This is a genomic window from Paenibacillus septentrionalis (assembly GCF_042659865.1).
GTDB classification, from domain to species: domain Bacteria; phylum Bacillota; class Bacilli; order Paenibacillales; family Paenibacillaceae; genus Pristimantibacillus; species Pristimantibacillus septentrionalis.
Genome location: NZ_JBHSTE010000011.1, coordinates 1 through 20,544 on the forward strand (window position 1 = coordinate 1; position 20,544 = coordinate 20,544).

General features: G+C 43.1%; 24 protein-coding genes. 22 read left to right on the plus strand and 2 right to left on the minus strand.

The annotated features are described in order from the left end of the window. Positions 1-223 precede the first annotated feature (223 nt). A complete protein-coding gene (locus ACFP56_RS21075) occupies positions 224-2,410 on the plus strand; it encodes an Ig-like domain-containing protein (RefSeq protein ID WP_379238483.1) in 2,187 nt (728 codons plus the stop codon). Positions 2,411-2,474: 64 nt separating this feature from the next. Here the strand turns inward: ACFP56_RS21075 and ACFP56_RS21080 are convergent, their stop codons facing one another. After that, on the minus strand, positions 2,475-3,014 hold the full coding sequence (locus ACFP56_RS21080; RefSeq protein WP_379238364.1) for a hypothetical protein: 540 nt from the start codon (positions 3,012-3,014) through the stop codon (positions 2,475-2,477). Between the two features lie 186 nt (positions 3,015-3,200). Between ACFP56_RS21080 and ACFP56_RS21085 the strand changes: the two genes are divergently transcribed. The 10 genes from ACFP56_RS21085 (at position 3,201) to rsmI (ending at position 10,495) form a co-directional block, all read left to right on the plus strand. Beyond that, positions 3,201-3,389, plus strand: coding sequence for a sigma factor G inhibitor Gin (locus tag ACFP56_RS21085; protein WP_379238366.1), 189 nt, complete (start codon positions 3,201-3,203; stop codon positions 3,387-3,389). 77 nt (positions 3,390-3,466) lie between these two features. Then, entirely contained in the window at positions 3,467-5,002 is a 1,536-nt protein-coding gene (locus tag ACFP56_RS21090) for an aminotransferase class I/II-fold pyridoxal phosphate-dependent enzyme (protein WP_379238368.1), read from the plus strand. Positions 5,003-5,062: 60 nt separating this feature from the next. Next, positions 5,063-5,707: a dTMP kinase gene (tmk, locus tag ACFP56_RS21095; RefSeq protein ID WP_379238370.1), complete on the plus strand. Its 645-nt coding sequence runs from the start codon at positions 5,063-5,065 to the stop codon at positions 5,705-5,707. Positions 5,708-5,797: 90 nt separating this feature from the next. Beyond that, complete coding sequence (locus ACFP56_RS21100; protein ID WP_213520459.1) at positions 5,798-6,127, plus strand: cyclic-di-AMP receptor; 330 nt, start codon at positions 5,798-5,800, stop codon at positions 6,125-6,127. An 18-nt stretch (positions 6,128-6,145) separates the two neighbouring features. After that, the gene (locus ACFP56_RS21105) at positions 6,146-6,589 is read left to right on the plus strand and encodes a YaaR family protein (protein ID WP_379238373.1); all 444 of its coding nucleotides are present in this window, start codon (positions 6,146-6,148) and stop codon (positions 6,587-6,589) included. Positions 6,590-6,604: 15 nt separating this feature from the next. After that, complete coding sequence (holB, locus tag ACFP56_RS21110; RefSeq protein WP_379238375.1) at positions 6,605-7,588, plus strand: DNA polymerase III subunit delta'; 984 nt, start codon at positions 6,605-6,607, stop codon at positions 7,586-7,588. A 3-nt stretch (positions 7,589-7,591) separates the two neighbouring features. Next, positions 7,592-8,395, plus strand: a complete 804-nt coding sequence (locus tag ACFP56_RS21115; protein ID WP_379238377.1) for a PSP1 domain-containing protein — start codon at positions 7,592-7,594, stop codon at positions 8,393-8,395. A 46-nt stretch (positions 8,396-8,441) separates the two neighbouring features. Then, positions 8,442-8,819: an initiation-control protein YabA gene (locus ACFP56_RS21120; RefSeq protein ID WP_379238379.1), complete on the plus strand. Its 378-nt coding sequence runs from the start codon at positions 8,442-8,444 to the stop codon at positions 8,817-8,819. Positions 8,820-8,921: 102 nt separating this feature from the next. After that, positions 8,922-9,620 (plus strand): tRNA1(Val) (adenine(37)-N6)-methyltransferase, encoded by a 699-nt coding sequence (locus tag ACFP56_RS21125; RefSeq protein WP_379238485.1) that lies wholly within the window; start codon positions 8,922-8,924, stop codon positions 9,618-9,620. After that, complete coding sequence (rsmI, locus tag ACFP56_RS21130) at positions 9,617-10,495, plus strand: 16S rRNA (cytidine(1402)-2'-O)-methyltransferase (RefSeq protein WP_379238381.1); 879 nt, start codon at positions 9,617-9,619, stop codon at positions 10,493-10,495. The genes ACFP56_RS21125 and rsmI overlap by 4 nt, the downstream gene beginning before the upstream one ends. A 97-nt stretch (positions 10,496-10,592) precedes the next feature. On the opposite strand, the gene ACFP56_RS21135 is transcribed toward rsmI, so the two are convergent. Beyond that, the gene (locus ACFP56_RS21135) at positions 10,593-10,847 is read right to left on the minus strand and encodes an AbrB/MazE/SpoVT family DNA-binding domain-containing protein (RefSeq protein WP_379238383.1); all 255 of its coding nucleotides are present in this window, start codon (positions 10,845-10,847) and stop codon (positions 10,593-10,595) included. A 266-nt stretch (positions 10,848-11,113) separates the two neighbouring features. On the opposite strand from ACFP56_RS21135, the gene ACFP56_RS21140 reads away from it, so the two are divergent. The 11 genes from ACFP56_RS21140 to spoVG all read left to right on the plus strand — a co-directional run bounded on the left by ACFP56_RS21140 (position 11,114) and on the right by spoVG (position 20,437). Continuing rightward, entirely contained in the window at positions 11,114-12,430 is a 1,317-nt protein-coding gene (locus tag ACFP56_RS21140; protein ID WP_379238385.1) for an HD domain-containing protein, read from the plus strand. Next, positions 12,423-13,196, plus strand: coding sequence for a TatD family hydrolase (locus ACFP56_RS21145; RefSeq protein ID WP_379238387.1), 774 nt, complete (start codon positions 12,423-12,425; stop codon positions 13,194-13,196). The genes ACFP56_RS21140 and ACFP56_RS21145 overlap by 8 nt, the downstream gene beginning before the upstream one ends. 425 nt (positions 13,197-13,621) lie before the next feature. Then, entirely contained in the window at positions 13,622-14,770 is a 1,149-nt protein-coding gene (locus ACFP56_RS21150) for a ubiquitin-like domain-containing protein (RefSeq protein ID WP_379238389.1), read from the plus strand. Between the two features lie 136 nt (positions 14,771-14,906). Then, on the plus strand, positions 14,907-15,461 hold the full coding sequence (gene rnmV, locus ACFP56_RS21155; protein ID WP_379238392.1) for a ribonuclease M5: 555 nt from the start codon (positions 14,907-14,909) through the stop codon (positions 15,459-15,461). Then, on the plus strand, positions 15,462-16,343 hold the full coding sequence (rsmA, locus tag ACFP56_RS21160) for a 16S rRNA (adenine(1518)-N(6)/adenine(1519)-N(6))-dimethyltransferase RsmA (protein ID WP_379238394.1): 882 nt from the start codon (positions 15,462-15,464) through the stop codon (positions 16,341-16,343). A gap of 69 nt (positions 16,344-16,412) precedes the next feature. Next, positions 16,413-17,288, plus strand: coding sequence for a sporulation peptidase YabG (gene yabG, locus ACFP56_RS21165; protein WP_379238396.1), 876 nt, complete (start codon positions 16,413-16,415; stop codon positions 17,286-17,288). A gap of 157 nt (positions 17,289-17,445) precedes the next feature. After that, positions 17,446-17,721 (plus strand): biofilm formation stimulator Veg, encoded by a 276-nt coding sequence (veg, locus tag ACFP56_RS21170; protein WP_379238398.1) that lies wholly within the window; start codon positions 17,446-17,448, stop codon positions 17,719-17,721. 143 nt (positions 17,722-17,864) lie between these two features. After that, positions 17,865-18,047, plus strand: a complete 183-nt coding sequence (locus tag ACFP56_RS21175) for a small, acid-soluble spore protein, alpha/beta type (protein WP_379238400.1) — start codon at positions 17,865-17,867, stop codon at positions 18,045-18,047. Between the two features lie 103 nt (positions 18,048-18,150). Then, positions 18,151-19,008 carry a 4-(cytidine 5'-diphospho)-2-C-methyl-D-erythritol kinase gene (gene ispE / locus ACFP56_RS21180; RefSeq protein ID WP_379238402.1) on the plus strand — a complete coding sequence of 286 codons (858 nt, stop codon included), beginning with the start codon at positions 18,151-18,153 and terminating at the stop codon, positions 19,006-19,008. Positions 19,009-19,085: 77 nt separating this feature from the next. Next, complete coding sequence (purR, locus tag ACFP56_RS21185) at positions 19,086-19,919, plus strand: pur operon repressor (RefSeq protein WP_379238404.1); 834 nt, start codon at positions 19,086-19,088, stop codon at positions 19,917-19,919. Positions 19,920-20,155: 236 nt separating this feature from the next. Further along, positions 20,156-20,437 carry a septation regulator SpoVG gene (spoVG, locus tag ACFP56_RS21190; RefSeq protein WP_251671300.1) on the plus strand — a complete coding sequence of 94 codons (282 nt, stop codon included), beginning with the start codon at positions 20,156-20,158 and terminating at the stop codon, positions 20,435-20,437. Positions 20,438-20,544: the final 107 nt, after the last annotated feature.

The window sequence follows — 20,544 nt, forward strand, 5'->3', positions numbered from 1 at the left end:
CCGCAGGGTCCTGGGAGAGTAGGACGTTGCCAAGCACGAGGAAAGTCTACTGCGTTGCAGTAGGCTTTTTTTGTTGTATAAACGCACTTGATGCATCTAGCATCTATTATTTTAAGGAATATTTTTCAAAAAATTGTTCTAGTATTATTCATTTTAAAGGCCAATAAGCCGTTAATTAAATAGACAATGAATACTAAAAGCAGGAAGGAATGATATTGTGAACATGCTGGATCGTCGGATCAAGAATCGAGGACAAGGCTGGTTAGCTGTTTTGCTAGCAATTACTCTAATTTTTTCGTTACCAGTGGGATCGACATTTGCAGCGGAGGATAAAGTAACAGGAATTGAATTTGATTATGATCCTTTTGATTATAATAGTGGAACCTCGTCATTTCATTTAATTGTTGAAGATGAAAAAATTAATATAGGTGTTTTAGCCTCAATTGAAGGCTCGACATCGAAAAAGGATGTCACCTCAGCGGTGACGTGGAAATCTTCGAATACCAACTATGTAAAGGTGGATAAAGGCGTTCTCACTGGTGTCGGTAAAGGAACAGCTACAATTAGTGCAACGTACAAAGATTATAAAATCTCGATAAGAGCAACCTCAGACTATTTATATGACAGCGTTACAATTATGGATAATAACGTTGCCGCTCCGTCGAAAGCAGATGGTGAGGTTGGAAAAACGATTACATATACACTTAATGGTTCTAAAAATTCTGTAGTTGAGGATGTTACATCTGAGGCAGTATGGACAACATCTAATGCCTCGATTGCTACCGTAGACGAAGGAACGATTACATTCCTAGGGACAGGCACCGTTACAATTGCTGCAAAACTAAAAGGAAAATCTGATTCTATTGTTTTTAACGTAACATCACCATATAAAACAATTTCAATTTCACCAAACGAGTTACTGGAGCTAGAGATTGGAGAAGATGACAGAATAGTTCAAGCAACAGCGGTTCTTAAAACAGGTGGATCAATTGATGTTACCGAATCTGCAAACTGGACAAGTACGAATCCACAAATTGCTTCAGTTGAAAAGGGAGTAATAACACCGATTAGTGCGGGTAAGACTACAGTTAATGTTTCACATATGGGTGTCACAACGTCTGTTGAGGTCGTCGTTCGTACTGCTTACCAATCAATCAGACTATCTCCTGAAAATGAATATCACATGCTCTTGCAAGATAAACCATTGCAGATTGAAGCTGAAGTATTGAATAATTCAAATGTTTCATATAATGCGACTCAATTAGCAGATTGGACATCATCGAATGTGGTGGTTGCAACCGTATCTAATGGACTTGTAACGCCTAAAGCGATTGGAACGACGAAAATTACTGCTTCCTATAAAGGAATAAGTCGTAGCATTACTATTACAGTTTATCCAAGTATAACCGGTCTTAGCATAGACAGTGAGACAATTGACGGCTTCGTTAACAGCAGTGAGAAGCTGCCTGCAGTAACTGGACATCTGTTTGACGGTTCCAAAATAGACGTCTCGAAACTTGTTCAATGGTCTTCTGAAGATGAGAAAGTAGCTGTTATTAAGGATGGTAAGTGGACAGTTAAGGAACTCGGAGAAACGACGTTAACAGCTAAAATAAAAAATTATGAAGCAGATGTTAAACTTATTGCTCACACTAAACCACTTAAGCTGATTGCAGATGCTGCTAATTTAAATATTGTAATTGGAAAAGATGTTCCCTATCCTTCTGTTACTGTCATTAATGAAGATGGAGAGGAAGAAGATGTGTCCAAGAAGGTAAAGTGGAAATCGTCTAGCGACAATCTATTACTAAAATCAACAACTTTAAGAGGACTCGAAGCAGCGACGGTTACATTAACAGCGACTTATCTGAACAAATCTACTACCGTCAAAGTACGCATTGAGGAGGAAATTGTAAAAATTGTTGCTGATCCAAATGCCTTGGAGCTGAATCCGAATAGATCGAAATCAATTAAGGTAACGGGGTATTATAAAGATGGTAGATCAGTAGTGTTGAGTTCCAAAATAGATTGGACAATTTCTTCACCAAATCTTGCTTCTATTAAAGGAAGTACTGTTAAAGCATTAACGGTAGGAACAGGTACACTGTCTGGCTCTTATCAAGGGAAAACCGTTAATATTCCAATTAAAGTTACACCAAAATTGAAGAATCTATCGGTATCAGATAAATCCGCAAAGCTTGCACCAGGCGAAACCTTCTCAGTGAAGCTTACGGCAAACTATACGACAGGCAATCCCGTAGTAGTGACTGAAGCAGCAACATGGACTTCGTCAAAGGCTAGCGTAGCAACTGTCAAAAATGGCAAGATTACAGCTGTAGGCAAAGGTTCAGCTACCATAAAGGCAACATATGGCGATAAAAGCATTTCCATTCGTGTAACAGTCAAATAATATAGTCGTTCGTTACAACAAAGAGGATTCCCAGTAGTGGAATCCTCTTTGTTATGACAGAATATCATGGTTGAAACAAATTAACTTCCTTTGTTTGAATGCGAAGAATACCAGCCTTTGTTTTCTTGGCATACTTGCGCAAGCGAAGGTTAAGCAGTATTTTAGGCGCCAGCAGCCATATATGCCAAAAAATCAGGCTAAGCATAAAGGATGGAGGAAGCCACGGATACAGTATACCAATGATAATTATGCCCAGCCAAAATACTTGATTGTGTACACGACGGAAAACAGAGAAACTAATATCATTAGCTGGTTTGAATCCTGTCCATGGTGGTGTCAAACTCCATGTCCATTTTCGATCAGCCGCTTGGTGGACATTGATGAAAGTAAGCCAAATAATAATAAGATGCAAAACCTGTAGTCCAACAAATCCGATAAACGTAGAAAAGATGCCGTACATATTAAAGATCATGTATTGGAATGCTAGGACAATTAAAGCACATAGCAAATAACTAATTAGTATTTCATTGGGAACAACGATTCGTTTAACATGTTTATATTGGTAGATCGTTGCATTCGGGTGATCCGTTAGCTTTTGTTTCATTTCTTGAATCTGCTCTCCTTTTTACAATCTTATACTATATATCGGATAAGCCAGGCATGTTATTGATATTGGATACAGGCACCTGATAAAGGCAAATCGCATATGTATAAGTAATGAAAATGCCCGGTATATTTTCATAGAATAGAAGGCATACTATTAGAAATAGAAAGTAAAGGTGGGAAGCACATGAATACTACCGATCAGCAATGCACAATTTGCGGGAAAGAAAGCGAGATTGGTCTTCATATCGTATCCAGCTTTATCTGCTCTAGCTGTGAGCAGGAAATCGTACAAATAGATGTAGAGGATGAGCGCTATCCTTTCTTTGTTTCAAGAATGAAAACGATATTATATGAGCCAAATGCTAATGCATAACGACTGATCACAATCAGTCGTTTTTTTATTTCTAGCGTCTCAAAGTGTGATACAGTAGCAGTAAAGGAGCTGAGAACATGACGAACAAGAAATGGAAAGCGCCATTACTGGAGCATTTGACGGCTTTTGCCAAGCTGGCGCCCGCGTCTTTTCACGTACCAGGTCATCGTAACGGAACCGTGTATTTGAGGCTGCTCACAGAGCATTCTCAACTATCGCACCATTTCGAGGCCATCTCTCAAATCGCTCAGCTCGATGTAACAGAGCTGTCTCATACTGATGATCTTCATGACCCACAAGGCGTGATAGCAGAAGCGCAGAAGCTTGCTGCTGCTTTGTATGAAAGCGAGCATTGCTTTTTTTTAGTAGGCGGCAGCACCGCTGGCAACTTGGCACTAGTGTTGTCATTGTGCGAGGAACAGGACACTATTATTATGCAGCGAAATGTGCATAAATCATTGATTAATGCCTGTAAATTGGCAGGAGCTAATGTTGTATTTCTCCAGCCTGAGTTAGAGCCGTCTACACAGCTTTCTGTCATTCCTAGTTTGGATACAGTAGAAGAAGCACTAAGACGCTTTCCTCATGCCAAAGCAGTGTTCTTAACGAATCCAAACTATTACGGGTTAAGCTCAGACTTAACAGCATATGCCGAGCTTGTGCATCGCTTCAATATACCACTCATTATAGATGAAGCACATGGTGCGCATTATGGCATTGCACCATATAGTCCGCGTTCGTCAATTACAACAGGAGCGGATGCGGTCGTGCAATCGACACATAAAACATTGCCTGCGTTCACAATGGGAGCGATGTTGCATATTCAAGGGCCCTATATTAAGCAGGAGTCCATTCAACAACAGCTTGCTATGCTGGAAAGCTCAAGTCCCTCCTACTTAATTATGAGCAGCCTAGATATGGCAAGAGCTGTGCTCGATTGCTACGGCAGCAAGTGGTTTGCCCAGTCTTACGCACTGCGTCAGCAATTAATCGATTGGCTCGGTCAGCATAGTCGATTAGACATAGCTTTGTTGCCAGAAGAAAGCCGTTACTCCCAAGACCCTTATCGTTTGCTGCTATATGATACGAAGCAGGAGCTGAGCGGCTACGAGCTGCAACGCAGGCTGGAGAAGTATGGTGTGTGGGCTGAAATGTCAACGCCGATATATGTTGTACTCGTTTGGCATATGGCGATGACAGAAGACGAACTTGAGAGGCTGAAAACAGTATTGTTAGAGCTTTCACAGGATACGGAAAGCGAAGCAGAGAGTAAAGTCATGCCAGCTGCAGTGCCTAAACAAACTTTAAAGCGTCTAATAGCGGCAGATAAGGCTATACTTGAAGCAAATGCACAGCTTGCAATAAGCGAGCCGATCTCCTTTAATCGATGTCAGCCACAGCTAACACGCATCATCAATCTTGTTGAAGCGGAGGGAATGCAATGTGCGGAGATGATTGTTCCCTATCCACCAGGCATTCCTGTGCTATATGAAAGAGAAACGATAACAGCAGACCATATTCGTGAAATTAGACGGTACATTGAGGGTGGCGCAAGGTTCCAGGGGAAGGCTGCGAACGATGTGCTCGAACGAATCAAAGTATTTGCTCGTTAAGCGGTAATTAGTCTGCTACAATAGGAGTAGCAATACGTTATAGAATAGGGGCAATTGCTTTTGAATAATAAAGGATTGTTTATTACCTTTGAGGGTGGAGAAGGCGCTGGCAAAACCTCGGTTATTACCAGATTGCAATTGGATCTGCAAAATCATGGTCATCAGGTGCTTGTGACACGTGAGCCAGGAGGCATACCGATAGCTGAGAAAATACGAGAGGTTATTCTTGACCGCAGTCACACGATGATGGATGAACGCACAGAAGCGTTGTTATATGCTGCTGCAAGACGTCAGCACCTTGTAGAGAAGGTTATACCCGCTCTTGAAAAGGGCTGGATCGTGCTGTGTGATCGCTTTGTAGACAGCAGCTTGGCTTATCAGGGTGTAGCACGAGGGCTTGGAATGGAGCAGGTCTGGTCAATTAATGAATTTGCGATTGGCAAGATAATGCCTGATCGAACGCTTTACATGGACGTCACGCCTGAGATTGGACTAGCACGAATTGCGGACGCTAATGGTCGAGAGGTCAACCGGCTGGACTTGGAGCATAACAGCTTTCACCATAAGGTCAGAGAGGGCTACCTGCAATTATGCGAGCTATATTCTGATCGAATCGTAAAAATTGACGCAAATCGTGAGCAAGATGTCGTTTATAAGGATGTTTTTCGCATAATTGAGCACCTTATAGAAGGAAATCAACATTAGAACGTCAAAATGTAACACATACAAACTGTTTCGCAATATTATATATAGAATAATAGTTTCATCATTCTATTAAATAAGAGGAGGAATATTATGAAATTGGTGATTGCAGTCATTCAGGATAAGGATAGTAATCGTCTTTCTAATGCGCTTGTTAAGGAAGGTTTTCGTGCAACGAAGCTGGCAAGTACAGGTGGGTTTTTGCGCGCAGGCAATACTACCTTTATGATTGGTGTCGAAGATGAACGTGTTCACGAAGTATTTCAGGTAATCAGCAACAACTGTAAAGTGCGTGATCAATTAGTAACACCAGTATCCCCAATGGGTGGCGCTACCGATTCATATATTCCTTTCCCGGTTGAAGTTCAGGTTGGAGGAGCAACGGTATTTGTTGTACCAGTCGAACGCTTTGAACATTTTTAATGTGGACGTGATAGAGCAATGAGAGTAGATCAAAGCTATAGACCGCTTGGTCAAAGCCGGGCAGCAAGTGGTTCGGTATCCAAGCAGGTACCAACCAATCAATTTTCCGATATGCTGGCTCAGCATGACCGTGCGCATACGGTCAGTGAGCTCGAACAAAAGATCAAGAGTATTCAGGAGCAGGGAGATCGTTTAGCCCGTCATATGACGGTACGTGAGCTCAAGCTTTATCGTCAGATGGTGAAGCAATTCCTTGAGGATACCTTAAAACGCGGCATCGGCTTGAAGGAAGTTCGCGGCTTTGATCGTAGAGGACGTGTAAAGCGCTATAAACTGCTTGAGGAAGTAGATGGGAAGCTGGTGCTGCTTGCCGAAGAATTGCTTGAGACCGAAGAGGGACGTATTGAGCTGCTTCATACGCTAGGCGAAATTCGAGGCATATTAATAAATTTAGTTTTTTAATTGAAGGAGTAAGCGATGAATACCGAGGAAACCTTGGAGCATCAATGGAAAGCGAAACGCATGTTGAAAAATGCTTTTCTGCAAGAGCGCATTTCGCATGCTTATTTATTTGAAGGGCCCTCAGGAACAGGCAAGCTTGCTTGCGCCAAAGCATTTGCCAAAACATTATTTTGTTTGCAGCCTATTGCTGGAGAGGCATGTAATCAATGCTTGGAATGCCGTAAGTTCGACAATGAAAACCAGCCGGATTTACGCTATATTGTACCTGAGGGTCAGTCGATTAAAATAGATCAGATACGTCAGCTGCAGCGTGATTTGTCCTACCGAACAACGGCTAGCAGCCGTATGATCTATATTATAGAGCAAGCTGATAAGATGACAGTACAAGCGGCTAACAGCTTGCTTAAATTTTTAGAGGAACCCGTTTCACCAGTGGTAGCGATTCTTATTACGAGCAATTCACAAGCGATACTTCCAACTATTCGCTCGCGGACGATGAGTGTACCATTCGTACCGTTGTCCCCTGATCTGATGCTGGAGCAGCTTGTTGAGCGAGGCGCATCTCCAACGCTTGCGAGAGCCGCCGTGCAGCTTAGCTCGGGTTTGGACGGTGCTTGGGCGATACTTGAAAAGAATGGGTTTGCAGAAATCAGAACGCTAGTGATACAATTAGGGAAGGAAAGCATAACAACCTATACTGCAGCAATGCTGACAGCGTCGCAGAAGCTATTTAAAGGAGAATACGCTGATCAAATTGATCTTGTTATGCAGCTGCTCTTGCTGTGGTTTAAAGATATGACGCAATTCCAGGCTGGGAGACAGGAAAACCTAGTTTTTATTGATCAATTGGAGTGGATTAGCGCGCATGCTTTCTCACGCTCCTTCGCTGGATGGGTTTCCTGCATGGAGCACGTTCTCGAAGCGGACAAGCGTATAAAAGCAAATGTGACGCCCCAACTTTCCATTGAGCAACTTTTGGTAAAATTACAGGAGGGCTAATCCTTGTATAATGTGATAGGTGTTCGCTTTAAAAAGGCGGGCAAAATCTACTACTTTGATCCTGTAGAGCATCCGGTAGAGAAGGATCAATATGTAATTGTTGAGACAGCTCGTGGTATAGAGTACGGGAAGGTCGTCATTGGTCAGAAGCAAGTTGGCGAAGAGGATGTTGTATTGCCGCTTAAACGTGTCATTAGGATTGCAAATGAAGCCGATGCTCAGGTAGTCGAGGAAAATCGAAATGCTGCAGCTCAGGCGTTTACTACATGCTTGGAGAAAATTCAGCACCATCAGCTTCGCATGAAGCTTGTTGATGTCGAGTTTACCTTTGATCGCAATAAAATTATTTTTTATTTCACAGCAGAAGGAAGAGTCGATTTTCGTGAGCTGGTAAAGGATTTGGCAAGCGTATTTCGGACAAGAATTGAGCTTCGTCAAATTGGTGTGAGGGATGAAGCAAAAATGCTGGGAGGAATCGGACCCTGTGGACGGGTGTTATGCTGTTCTTCTTGGCTTGGTGATTTTGAGCCGGTTTCCATTAAAATGGCGAAAGATCAGAACTTATCTCTTAATCCTACGAAAATATCCGGTTTATGCGGTCGTTTGATGTGCTGCTTGAAATATGAACATGATAATTATGAAAGCGTTCGTGAGGAAATGCCAACTGTAGGCAAGCTGGTCATTACATCTTTAGGTGAAGGCAAGGTTACTGGAATTAATGCTTCTGCCAAAACCGTCTTCGTTCAATTGTTCGACGTGCCAGGCAAGCCAAAAGAGCTTGCACTTGATGATGTTGTAACAAAATAAATAACATTTGTAGCTTAGCATGTAACTCTGGGGTGGAGACTTAGAGATGAAGGATATATTCGTACAATTGAATGAGCTGGAAGCTCGAGCTGGAGCAATGAGCCATGATTTGGGTTTGTTGAAACAGCAGGTTGTAGCTTTGCTTGAAGAAAATCAACGTCTTACACAAGAGAATGAGCAGCTAAGAGGAATATTGAAGCTGGAGCTTGAACCGGATGATCAACGCTCTAGTCCAAAAACTGAGGCTCAAACTCAGGTGCATGATGAGGCACAACAGTCTGACGATCGTGCAGGGGAACCTGGCGAAGGTCATGATAATCTTGCCAAGCTGTATTATGAAGGATTCCATATTTGCAATGTTTATTATGGACATCTTCGAACTGAGGGAGATTGCTTGTTTTGCTTATCTTTCCTTAATAAATAGTAAAATATATGGGCCGTTCCTTATACACATAGGGGCGGCTTTTTTTCGAAAAATGAAGGGGGCAGGGAGAGAAGCGTGAGTCATGAAGAAGCAGTTGCGCTTATGGCAGGGGAGCGTATTGATGATTTACTGACTGAGTCAGGGTTGAAGATTATACAGAGCAGGGAAGTGTTCAGCTTCTCACTCGATGCTGTGTTATTATCGCGTTTTGCAAAATTGCCCAAACGGGGCCGTATTGCAGACTTTTGCACCGGCAACGGAGTTATAGCTCTGCTTAGCTCGGATCGTACGGAAGCAGCCATTGACGCAATAGAAATTCAACCAAGACTAGCGGATATGGCAAGAAGAAATGTTGCAATGAATAATCTTCAGCACCGAATCCAAATTATAGAGTCGGATTTGAGGCAGTATGCGCAGGAGGCAGGCAATGGCATCTATCATGCCATTACAGTAAATCCGCCGTATATGCGGCCATCCGCAGGTGATAAAAACGATAACGAGCACTATACGATAGCTAGACATGAAGTGATGTGCACCATTGAGGATATTGCCAAAGCGACCTGCAAGCTGCTGCGTCCGGGTGGGAAGCTGTATATGGTTCACCGTCCGTCTCGTTTGGCTGATATTATGGAAGCATTACGAGCATGGCGTATCGAGCCCAAAATCATTCAGTTTGTACATCCAAAGCAAAATGGGGAAGCGAATATGGTACTTATTGAAGCTTGTCGAGATGGGAAGCCTGATCTTCGCGTGCTTCCTCCACTAGTGGTATATAATGAAGCGGGAGAACAAATGATATGAACATTCAGAAAAGCTTTCAAGGCGAACGTCATACTGGCACGTTGTATTTAGTGGCAACACCGATTGGCAATCTTGAGGATATGACGATGCGTGCCATACGAACTTTAAATGAAGTCGATATAATTGCAGCTGAGGATACACGCAATACACGCAAGCTGCTGACACATTTTGAGATTAAAACAAGATTAGTCAGTTATCATGAGCATAACAAAGAGGCAAGTGGCCCTGAGCTAATCAAGCTTCTATTAGAAGGAACCAATATTGCGCTTGTAAGTGATGCAGGGATGCCTGCCATATCCGACCCGGGAGCTGATATTGCGAGGCTGGCAATAGAACAGAACATTGCGGTAGTTCCTATTCCAGGAGCCAATGCGGCATTGTCCTCTTTGATCGTCTCAGGTTTATATACGGATCGATTTACCTTTATCGGATTTTTGCCGCGTGATAAAAAACATGCTCAGCGAATGCTTGAGCAATATGCAGCAAGCCGGGAGACATTGATTTTCTATGAATCGCCGCATCGCATTCGTAAAACGCTAGCGACTTTGCTTGATAGCTGGGGGAATCGTCGTGCATCTGCCGCACGAGAGCTAACAAAAAGACATGAGGAAATGATTAGAGGTAGGCTTACGGAGCTTATTGAGCATTTTGAGCAGCATCAACCATTGGGAGAGTTCTGTATTATAATAGAAGGTTTAGATGATGAAGGTGCAGATCAACTGAAGCAGGCTGCTAATTCGTGGTGGCAGGAGCTAAGTCTAGAGGAGCATGTTAGCCATTATGAAGCGACAATGTCGCGCAAAGCGGCAATGAAACAGGTCGCTTTAGATCGTGGCATATCCAAGCGGGATATCTATAATGAAATTAACCGATAAAAAAAGACCTTCCTGGCATATATTGTCCAGGAAGGCATCAAGGAGTATAAAAAGGTTAGAATTAACATGTCGATAATTATAGTATACCTTATTTTTTTTATTTTGTCACAGGAGTAGGCATTTCTGATAGACAATTTTGGCAAACAATTTTTCCTTTGAAATAAGAAACGTTTTCTGCATTGCCACAGAAGATACAAGCAGGCTCATATTTTTTGAGCATGATGCGTTCTCCGTCTACATAAATCTCAAGAGCATCCTTCTCGCCAATGCCTAGTGTACGGCGAAGCTCGATAGGAATAACTACGCGGCCTAACTCATCTACTTTACGAACAATACCAGTTGATTTCATCATATAAATCCGTCCCTCCACAAATTAGAACTTGTCATCATTATTCGACAATGTTCGTGTAATTTAGATTAATAATACCAACTCTTACCAATCCAGTCAATATCATTTTTTCATAAAAAATAGCTTATATTACAAGATTTAAGTGTAGAAAGGTGGTATTCTCTTTGTAATAGAATACAACATTTTCGACATTTTGGAAACAATAATGCGACATTCTTCGACAAAAATATTAAAATATGACAAAACCTTGAACAAGGGAGGAGTTTTGCATGGCATTTTTAAGGGAAGAAAAGGTTTTTAAGGACCCGGTACATAGCTATATTTACGTACAGGATGAATTGATATGGAACTTGATCAACAGCTCGGAATTTCAGCGCCTGCGCAGAATTCGCCAGCTCGGCACGACCTTTTTAACGTTTCATGGGGCAGAGCACAGTCGATTCTCTCATTCACTAGGCGTATATGAAATTACTCGCAGAATAATCTCACAGTTCGAACGAAATCATTATCCAGACTGGCCGAAGGAAGAACGAATGGTCGCATTGTGTGCAGCGCTATTGCATGATATTGGACATGCTCCATTTTCCCATTCTATAGAAGAAATATTTGAAACAGATCACGAGCAGTGGACCATTAATATACTTCTTGGAGACACCGAAATCAATCGCATACTTTCAAGCAACTCGTCTTCTCTTCCCCGACAGGTAGCAGAGGTGATTCAAAAAACATATAGCAAGTCGATTGTCGTTAGCTTAATCTCCAGTCAACTAGACGCTGATCGTATGGACTACTTGCTTCGAGATGCTTACTTTACGGGGACAGATTACGGCAACTTTGATTTGGAACGCATTCTACGCGTTCTTCGTCCACATGATGGAACGATTGTTGTGAAGGAAAGCGGTATGCACGCGATCGAACACTATCTCATGTCTCGCTATCAAATGTACTGGCAAGTATATTTTCACCCTGTGACTCGCAGCTCTGAAATTATATTGCGGCAAATTTTCAAGCGTGCCAAGCAGCTCCATGAGCAGGGCTACAGCTTTACTTGGGTTGATCCATCCATACTAGCTTTAATAGAAGGACGTATAACGCTACAGTCCTATTTAAGTTTGGATGAGTCGTTAGTGCAATATGCGTTCAGCTGCTGGCAGCATGAGCAGGACGCGCTGCTTGCAGAGCTATGTCAACGTTTCTTAAATCGACGATTGTATAAATACATTACGTTTGAGGAACTATCAGAGGAGTATCTGACTGAAATAGAAGAAGCATTTACCGCGATCGGGCTTCATCCGGAATTCCATATGGAAATCGACTATCCGTTTGATCGTCCATATGATGTTTATCGTTCTGAGAAAACGAGTAGCAGCAGGGAAAAAGCACCGATTATGCTGCTTGAAAAAGATGGGTCGCTATCAGAAATTGCAACGAAATCTGACATTGTCTCATCTATAAGCGGACTGCATCAAGGTCGTTATCATCTGTATTATCCAGAAGAGGCGCTAATTAGACACCGTCACCTTTTAAGTGATACGATTAAACAAATTTTTAACATACATGATGAGGAGCAACGTACAAATGGTTAAGTTATTCGACACGCATGCGCATTTGGATGCAGCACAATTTGACGAAGATCGCGAGCAGATGATCGCTCGTGCGACGGAGGCAGGTGTGGAGCTTATTGTTAATATCGGCTTTGATCGACATACCATACCGACAACAATCGCGCTTGCTGAGAAATATGATTCCATATATGCAGCGGTAGGCTGGCATCCCGTGGAAAGCATTCATATGGCCGAAGGTGACCTGGAGTGGATTGAGTCCTTGTGCTCGCATCCGAAAGTTGTTGCCATTGGAGAAATTGGATTGGATTATCACTGGGATACTTCACCAAAGGATGTACAGCAGCGTGTATTTCGTGAGCAAATTCGGCTTGCTAAAAAGCTGAATAAGCCCATTGTCATTCATAATCGAGATGCCCATGAGGATGTATTGCGCATTCTGAAGGAGGAAGGCGCGGCTGAAGTTGGTGGCATCATGCATTGCTTCTCGGGCAGCTGGGAAACGGCAAAACAATGTCTAGACATGAACTTTTATATATCATTTGGCGGACCAATCTCTTTCAAAAATGCTAGAGTTCCCAAAGAGGTATTGAAAAGGGTTCCACTAGATCGATTATTAATCGAAACGGATTGTCCTTACCTGGCACCACACCCATTTCGTGGTAAGAGAAATGAGTCCGCTTACGTCGCACTTGTAGCAGAGGCAGCAGCACAAATAAAGGAAATTACTGTTGAGGAACTAGCCTCAATCACAATGGAAAATGGAAAAAAATGTTTCCGAATTATGTAGAAACCGCTGCAAATCGAAGAAATAATGACTTTTCGTACGATAAAACTAATTTTATTGGGCTAATTTAATATAATTTTCGGGATGAACATCGATTTTTACTGAAAATCGCATTTTATCGTGTCTTTACAAGTCCGCTTCGAACAAGGTATGATTCATTTCAGAACTTTTACACTCTGTATTGAATTTCCAGTTTTTAAGAATTCCTTTGGCATTCTCCGATTTCGAATTTTTGGAAGCTTTAGGATCGCTCACAATCTTAACTTCTTGATCTATCGATTTTGCATAAATGAGAGATAGAGCTCATAGAGATATGTTGAGGAGGGAATAAAACTGGATGCGTGCAAAGCACGCCATATAGGTTATAGTCGCGTCAGTTGTAACATGCGTAACACTTGGCGGCGGGGCTATGAAGGAGGACCGATGAAGTGGGATTAATTCCAGTCAAGGACACCCATGGCAAACGATCATCCAGCATGACTTTCGCAATGCGATGGAAGCATGGAAACTTGCGTTTGATTATGTTAAGTATTGCAATCTCAATCGCTATGACTTTCATGTTTTTGGTGTTGTTGTACGGAACGACGGAAAAAAACGTCTCCGTAGTAGTGAATGGACAGGAAAAAATTGTGACAACAAAGCAATTTGTCCTGCAACGCCTACTGGATGAACAAGCTATTACAGTCGGCCCGCATGACAGAGTTTCTACATCACTAAGTGCGCCGATAAAAAATGGTGATGTGATCGAAATTCATTATGCGATACCGATCAATGTAGTAGCGGACGGAAATACGTCTAAAGTATACACAACAGAGAAAACGGTGCAGGCAGCGATCGAGGATTTGAATATATCGATTCGCAGTCAGGATAAAATAGAGCCTCCGTTGTCAGCTGAGCTGGAGGCAAACGATACAATCAAAATTGTTCGTGTAGAAACTAAAGTTGCGTCTGAGGAAAAGACGGTACCTTTCTCTATTGTGAAGAAGGAAGACAAAAGCTTGAACAAGGGCACAGAAAAAGTCGTGCAATCTGGTCAAGTTGGTGTAATTGTCGAAGAAATCGAACAGCGTTATGAGGACGGGGTGCTTGTTTCCACGGATGTTGTGAAGGAAACTGTGAAAACAAAAGCTGTCGACCAAGTGGTTGCAATTGGCACAGCAAAAGCAAAATCGTCCATTACGACGTTGGCGAACAGCAGCGGTTCTTCTCAAACCGTAACGGTTGGCGATTACACATTTAAAGCTGCTGAAGTCTTAAAAAATGTAACGTTAACAGCTTATACAGCTGGTCCAGAATCAACAGGGAAGGATGTTGGTGATAAGGGCTATGGGATCACCGCATCTGGTACAAAGGTTGAAGAAGGGCGCACAATTGCAGTCGATACATCCGTCATTCCGATGGGCTGGTGGGTATATATCGAAGGTGTTGGCTTAAGACGAGCAGAAGATAAGGGCGGCGCAATAAAAGGCAATAAAATTGATGTTTATTTTGACAGTGTGAATGTGGCGACGAAGTTTGGCCGTAAAAAGGGAGTTACCGTGTATGTTATAGGTCCCAACAAGCCAGCTGCAAGCTAAGCAACTGCCAGTTATGAAACATCGACATATTGAAGAAGAGGCATGATTGCCTCTTCTTTTGTTTTTGTTACAAGGAATTATCGGCTATACTAGGGAGAGCAATAAGTCGGGTTGATGCAAGAAGGGTGGAAACAAATTGATTAAAGAGGTCATCGTGGTTGAAGGGAAAGACGATACAGTGGCCATTAAGCGTGCTGTTGATGCTGATACAATAGAAACCAATGGCTCTGCAATCGGAAAAGATGTACTTGCAAGAATCAAGCTTGCAAATGAACGCAGAGGTATTATTATTTTTACTGATCCTGATCATGCGGGTGAGCGAATACGCAAAATTGTTGCTAATGCGGCTCCGGGCTGCAAGCATGCTTTCTTACCACAGGAGAAGGCATATTACAAAGGCGATATTGGGATAGAAAACGCAAGCCCGGAGGCTATACGTCAGGCGCTCTCAGAGCTTCGAACAGAAACAGATGCTATTCAGGGGGAAATCACACTGGAGGATTTGATGAGTGTTGGACTTCTCGTACATCCCAGTGCCGCAGAACGTCGCCTGGAGCTAGGCAAACTTCTGGGGATTGGCTATGCCAATGGAAAGCAGTTTTATAAACGCTGCAGCAGCTTTAACATAACGAAGGAAGAGTTTTATGCGGCAGTGGATCAATTAGGATATAGGCTGGAGGAACACGAATAAATGAAGCAGATCGAGGTGTCTACACCTAAACGCACAAAAGAGATTATTCAAAAGCATGGTTTTTCCTTTAAGAAAAGTCTTGGTCAAAATTTTTTGATTGATAGCAATATTTTGAATCGCATCGTAGGTGCTGCAGAGCTGACGGAAGAGAAGGGTGCTTTGGAGATCGGTCCAGGCATCGGGGCATTAACGCAGCGTCTTGCCCAAGAAGCGAAAAAAGTTACAGCAATCGAAATCGACCAGAGGTTAATTCCGATTTTGTCAGAGATTTTTGAGGAAGAATCTAAGGTTAATGTCGTTCATGCTGATGTGTTGAACGTAGATTTGCATCAGCTGTTTAAAGAGCAGTTTGCAGATTGCAGCAAGGTGAGTGTGGTTGCCAATTTGCCTTATTACGTGACCACTCCTATTCTGATGAAGCTGCTGGAGGAGAAGCTTCCGCTTGAGCACATCGTCGTTATGATCCAAAAGGAAGTCGCACAGCGTATGGCGGCTAAGCCAGGCGGCAAGGAGTACGGCAGCTTGAGTGTAGCGGTGCAGTACTACTGCACGACTGAGATTGTATGTACCGTCCCTCATACCGTCTTTATCCCTCAGCCGAATGTAGATTCTGCTGTTATTAAGCTCACCTTGCGGGAAAAGCCTGCTGTTGACGTAGAGGATGAGGCATTTTTCTTCCGTGTCGTACAGGGAGCATTTGCACAACGCCGTAAAACGCTTATGAACAACCTACTGGGGCTTACAGGCAAGGATAAGCGTGCTGAGCTGACAGAGCTGCTGGATAGAATCGGGATTGATGCGACTCGTCGCGGTGAAACACTTAGTCTTGAGGAGTATGCTGTCTTAAGCCGCGCACTTGCACAGTCTGGACTAGTAGGCTAGATTTTCAGCTTGTCATGAAGCACCATTTTTCTTCACTATCCATACGATAGATGAAGAGGTGATTAGCCTATGAAGCAAGGTGATTTAGTTGTTCGTCAATCGTACGGCGGAGACGTATTATTTCGAATTGAAGCGATGCAAAGCGATTATGTCATTTTAAAGGGGCTTGACTATAGGCTGCTGGCCGACGCTCCGCGGCATGACTTGACATCGATTCATGATCCTGAAGCAGGCAAGGCCGCATATATGACGATGCGTCATAAGGTCAGTCAATCGTTAAGACAAATGAGTGCGACATTGGAACAATCGACGATAGCGTCCATATCGGAGGGATATCGCGATCTTAATCGGGATATAGCGGATAGCATGTATTTTGAGTGGCCGGGCAAGGTGCTGCATCTGGATGGAGATCCAAATTATCTAAAAAAAAGCATGCAGCTGTATGAGGCAACTAAAGTGCCCGCCGAAGGGTATTACGTGAGTGAATCGAAGATGGCAGACGCACTGCTGCGCCTGCTTCCCAGCACACAGCCTGACATCGTGGTAATAACGGGCCATGATGGTGTACTCAAAAATCGACAAGGCATAGAGCTGGCGAGCTTAAGCAGCTACAAGAACTCTCAGCATTTTGTGAATGCTGTACGCGTAGCGCGTGAATATGACCGTAATCGAGACAGCTTGGTTGTCGTTGCAGGTGCCTGTCAATCGCATTATGAGGCACTGCTGCATTCTGGTGCAAACTTTGCGAGCTCCCCAGGACGGATACTTATTCATGCACTCGATCCTGTATACGTGGCGATTAAAGCGAGCTATACGCCTATGAAGGATATTATTGATCTGCCAGAGCTTGTATCTGGCACGATTAGTGGTGTCGATGGAGTAGGCGGAATTGAGACGTATGGCTGTTATCGAGTTGGATATCCGCAGCCAAAACCGTATGTATAAGGTAAAAAAATGGCGGAATAATAAAAAAATATTAATATTGGTTGAATTGACTGAATTAACCGTTGACAAGGAATATGGGCTGCTGATATAATATTTTGCTTATTTGACAAACACCTACTTTTCCGATATAATGGACAAGGAAAGAGGTGGTAGATCAATGGCAAAAAATGCGCTATTGGATATAAAACGCAGCTTAGAAGCTCATGTTGGATCACGGATTATGCTAAGAGCAAATGGTGGTCGTCGCAAGACGGTTGAACGTACTGGCACGTTGGAAGAAACCTACCCTTCTGTCTTCATCGTTAAACTTGATGAAGATCAGCACGCGTTCAAGCGCGTGTCTTATAGCTATGCGGATATACTAACGGAATCGGTAGAGGTTACGGTATGTAATGATGAAGGCGAAATTCGCATTGCACACCTTCATCCATAACGGACGTATTACGGATGTATTACGTATAGAATGTTGATTCACAGTGAAGGCGCGAATGATTTCGCGCCTTATTTTTTTGTCAGCATGCAAAGCTTTGTCCTCGCGCATACTAAGCATACTTTCACGCAAAGGAGGCTTATGATATGGGTAGACGAAGACGTGTCATGTCTGAGCAGTTGAAAGTTGAAATCGCCCGTGAGCTCGGGTTAATGGAAACCATCGAGAAGGAAGGCTGGGGCGCCATTAAAGCAAAGGATGCGGGAAACATTGTTAAACGCGCCATTCAAATGGCTGAGGAAGCTGCCGCTCGGGGTATAAAGCAATAGGACATGAAAAGCTAAACATGCTGATGGTTCAGCATTGTTTAGCTTTTCTGCTATTCCTTTGCTATAATGTACCTATGCTAAAATGGACGGGTGAAAAGGATTCATGAAAATATACGAAAAGGCGCCAGCCAAAATTAATCTTATATTAGACGCATTACGTAAACGTGAGGATGGTTATCACGAGGTTGAAATGATCATGACTATGGTTGATTTGGCGGACCGCCTTGAGATGGAGCCGTTGTCTCGGGATCAAATTATAATTAGCTCCCAGGTTGGCTATATCCCGCTGGATGAGAAAAACTTGGCATTTCAAGCGGCTCAGCTTATAAAAGAACGATATGGTGTCAAGCAAGGGGTGTATATTCACCTCGACAAAAAAATTCCGGTTGCTGCTGGTTTGGCGGGCGGTAGCAGCGATGCTGCTGCTACCCTTAGAGGACTGAACCGATTGTGGCAGCTTGGTATTTCCGACGAGGAGCTATGTGAGCTTGGTGCGGAGCTTGGATCTGACGTTCCGTTTTGTGTAACAGGAGGAACGGCAATTGCTACTGGCCGTGGGGAAAAGCTTGAGCGAATTGCTAACCCGCCGCAATGCTGGGTAGTACTAGCCAAGCCGCCAATCAATGTCTCTACAGCAGATGTATACGGGCGCTTTCGCGTTAATAAAATAGACAAGCATCCTTCAGTTGCAAATATGCGTGCAGCGCTTGAAGCGGGCTCATTTACAGGCATGTGTACCTCGCTTGGCAATGTGTTGGAGCAGGTTACATTGGGCTTATATCCAGAGGTTCGCCAGCTGAAGGAAAGCATGATTCGCTTGGGGGCCGACGGTGTACTCATGTCGGGCAGCGGACCTACTGTTTTTGGGTTAGTTAGCAAAGAAGCGAAGCTTTCTAGAATCTACAATGGATTGCGTGGCTATTGCAAGGAAGTATACGTTGTTCGCATGCTTACCTCATAAAGGAAAAAACTTGATTAAATCCGTATAAAAATGTAATATTGACATTATATTATTCGGATTTAGGGGGAGAGAATGCGTTGAAAAAATTAAAGCGTAGTTCGCGGCTTGTAGAAATGACTCAGTACCTGCTTGCTCGTCCCCACACATTAATTTCGTTAACTGCCTTTGCAGAACGATACCAGTCCGCCAAATCCTCAATCAGTGAAGATCTAGCGATCATCAAGGAAGTGTTCGAGGAAGAAGGGATCGGTCAGCTGCATACACTAGCTGGAGCAGCTGGTGGGGTTAAGTTTAGACCGATGATGCCTAAGGAAACATCGCTAAGCATTATAGAACGCATCTGTGAAACGCTGCAGCAGCCTGATCGAGTGCTGCCGGGCGGTTACTTATACATGACGGATATGCTTGGTCAGCCGGAAGTGCTGGCTGATATCGGCAAAATGTTTGCTACGGCATTTGCTGATCGTTCGATTGATTTGATAATGACGGTTGAAACGAAGGGGATTCCGCTAGCTTACGCAACAGCGGCTTGCATGAATATCCCTGTCGTTATTGTGCGTCGCGACAATAAGGTGACAGAGGGCTCTGCGGTGAGCATCAACTATGTGTCGGGCTCTACGAAGCGCATTCAAACCATGTCGCTTGCACGCCGTGCTCTTAAAGAGCAATCGCGTGTATTAATAATTGATGATTTCATGAAGGTTGGTGGAACGATCCAAGGTATGATCGATCTTCTTCATGAGTTTAATGCAACTGTTGCTGGTGTTGGTGTATTTGTAGAATCAGGTGAAATTGAGAATGACGAGCGCTTGCTTAAGGAATATGTTTCATTAGCAAAACTTACAGCGGTTGATTTGAAAATGAAGCAGGCCGAAATTGTACCAGGGAACTATTTTACATCTGAATCTTAAGGCCTTTTTTTGCACCAATGATTGGACAAGAGGCTCCTTGAAATGCAAATTCGAACATGTAGGGTTTTGTCGCAAATGAAGCGTTTTCATCGACTTGTGTCGAAAGCAGACGATTTTGTTTTTTTTCTAGAAAAAAAATTAAAAAAACTATCAAAATTGTCAAAAAACAAGAAGGATTTAGCTTCAAAATGTGGAAGTATACACCAAGTCTCCAATAGACAAAGGTGGTGAACACAATGCAAATTACTGATGTAAGACTCCGCCGCGTGAACTCTGAAGGACGTATGAAGGCGATCGCGTCTATCACGATTGATAATGAATTTGTCGTTCATGATATTCGCGTAATCGATGGCAACAACGGTATGTTTGTAGCTATGCCTAGTAAGCGTACTCCAGACGGAGAATTCCGCGATATCGCTCATCCGATCTCTTCTGCTACAAGAGAGAAGATTCAATCTGCAGTACTAGCAGAATACGAGCGCGCAGCTGATGAAGTTGCAATCGAAGAAGTTGTGTAAAACCGATGCAATGGTTTATGAATGTCCAAGGGGGAGAAGAGAGCTGAAGCTCTCTTTTCTTTTTTTGTATAATACGATATATTCAGTTGAGGATTGGTTTCAAGGAA

Bases quoted from the DNA above. Each gene is read 5' to 3' on its own strand.
- ACFP56_RS21075 (WP_379238483.1), top strand. From the start codon at position 224: ATGCTGGATCGTCGGATCAAGAATCGAGGACAAGGCTGGTTAGCTGTT.
- ACFP56_RS21125 (WP_379238485.1), top strand. From the start codon at position 8,922: ATGGCAGGGGAGCGTATTGATGATTTACTGACTGAGTCAGGGTTGAAG.
- yabG (WP_379238396.1), top strand. From the start codon at position 16,413: ATGAAGCAAGGTGATTTAGTTGTTCGTCAATCGTACGGCGGAGACGTA.
- ispE (WP_379238402.1), top strand. From the start codon at position 18,151: ATGAAAATATACGAAAAGGCGCCAGCCAAAATTAATCTTATATTAGAC.
- ACFP56_RS21135 (WP_379238383.1), bottom strand. From the start codon at position 10,847: ATGATGAAATCAACTGGTATTGTTCGTAAAGTAGATGAGTTAGGCCGC.
- ACFP56_RS21140 (WP_379238385.1), top strand. From the start codon at position 11,114: ATGGCATTTTTAAGGGAAGAAAAGGTTTTTAAGGACCCGGTACATAGC.
- ACFP56_RS21175 (WP_379238400.1), top strand. From the start codon at position 17,865: ATGGGTAGACGAAGACGTGTCATGTCTGAGCAGTTGAAAGTTGAAATC.
- rsmI (WP_379238381.1), top strand. From the start codon at position 9,617: ATGAACATTCAGAAAAGCTTTCAAGGCGAACGTCATACTGGCACGTTG.
- holB (WP_379238375.1), top strand. From the start codon at position 6,605: ATGAATACCGAGGAAACCTTGGAGCATCAATGGAAAGCGAAACGCATG.
- ACFP56_RS21080 (WP_379238364.1), bottom strand. From the start codon at position 3,014: ATGAAACAAAAGCTAACGGATCACCCGAATGCAACGATCTACCAATAT.
- ACFP56_RS21085 (WP_379238366.1), top strand. From the start codon at position 3,201: ATGAATACTACCGATCAGCAATGCACAATTTGCGGGAAAGAAAGCGAG.
- veg (WP_379238398.1), top strand. From the start codon at position 17,446: ATGGCAAAAAATGCGCTATTGGATATAAAACGCAGCTTAGAAGCTCAT.
- ACFP56_RS21090 (WP_379238368.1), top strand. From the start codon at position 3,467: ATGACGAACAAGAAATGGAAAGCGCCATTACTGGAGCATTTGACGGCT.
- rsmA (WP_379238394.1), top strand. From the start codon at position 15,462: ATGAAGCAGATCGAGGTGTCTACACCTAAACGCACAAAAGAGATTATT.
- ACFP56_RS21120 (WP_379238379.1), top strand. From the start codon at position 8,442: ATGAAGGATATATTCGTACAATTGAATGAGCTGGAAGCTCGAGCTGGA.
- spoVG (WP_251671300.1), top strand. From the start codon at position 20,156: ATGCAAATTACTGATGTAAGACTCCGCCGCGTGAACTCTGAAGGACGT.
- ACFP56_RS21100 (WP_213520459.1), top strand. From the start codon at position 5,798: ATGAAATTGGTGATTGCAGTCATTCAGGATAAGGATAGTAATCGTCTT.
- ACFP56_RS21145 (WP_379238387.1), top strand. From the start codon at position 12,423: ATGGTTAAGTTATTCGACACGCATGCGCATTTGGATGCAGCACAATTT.
- ACFP56_RS21105 (WP_379238373.1), top strand. From the start codon at position 6,146: ATGAGAGTAGATCAAAGCTATAGACCGCTTGGTCAAAGCCGGGCAGCA.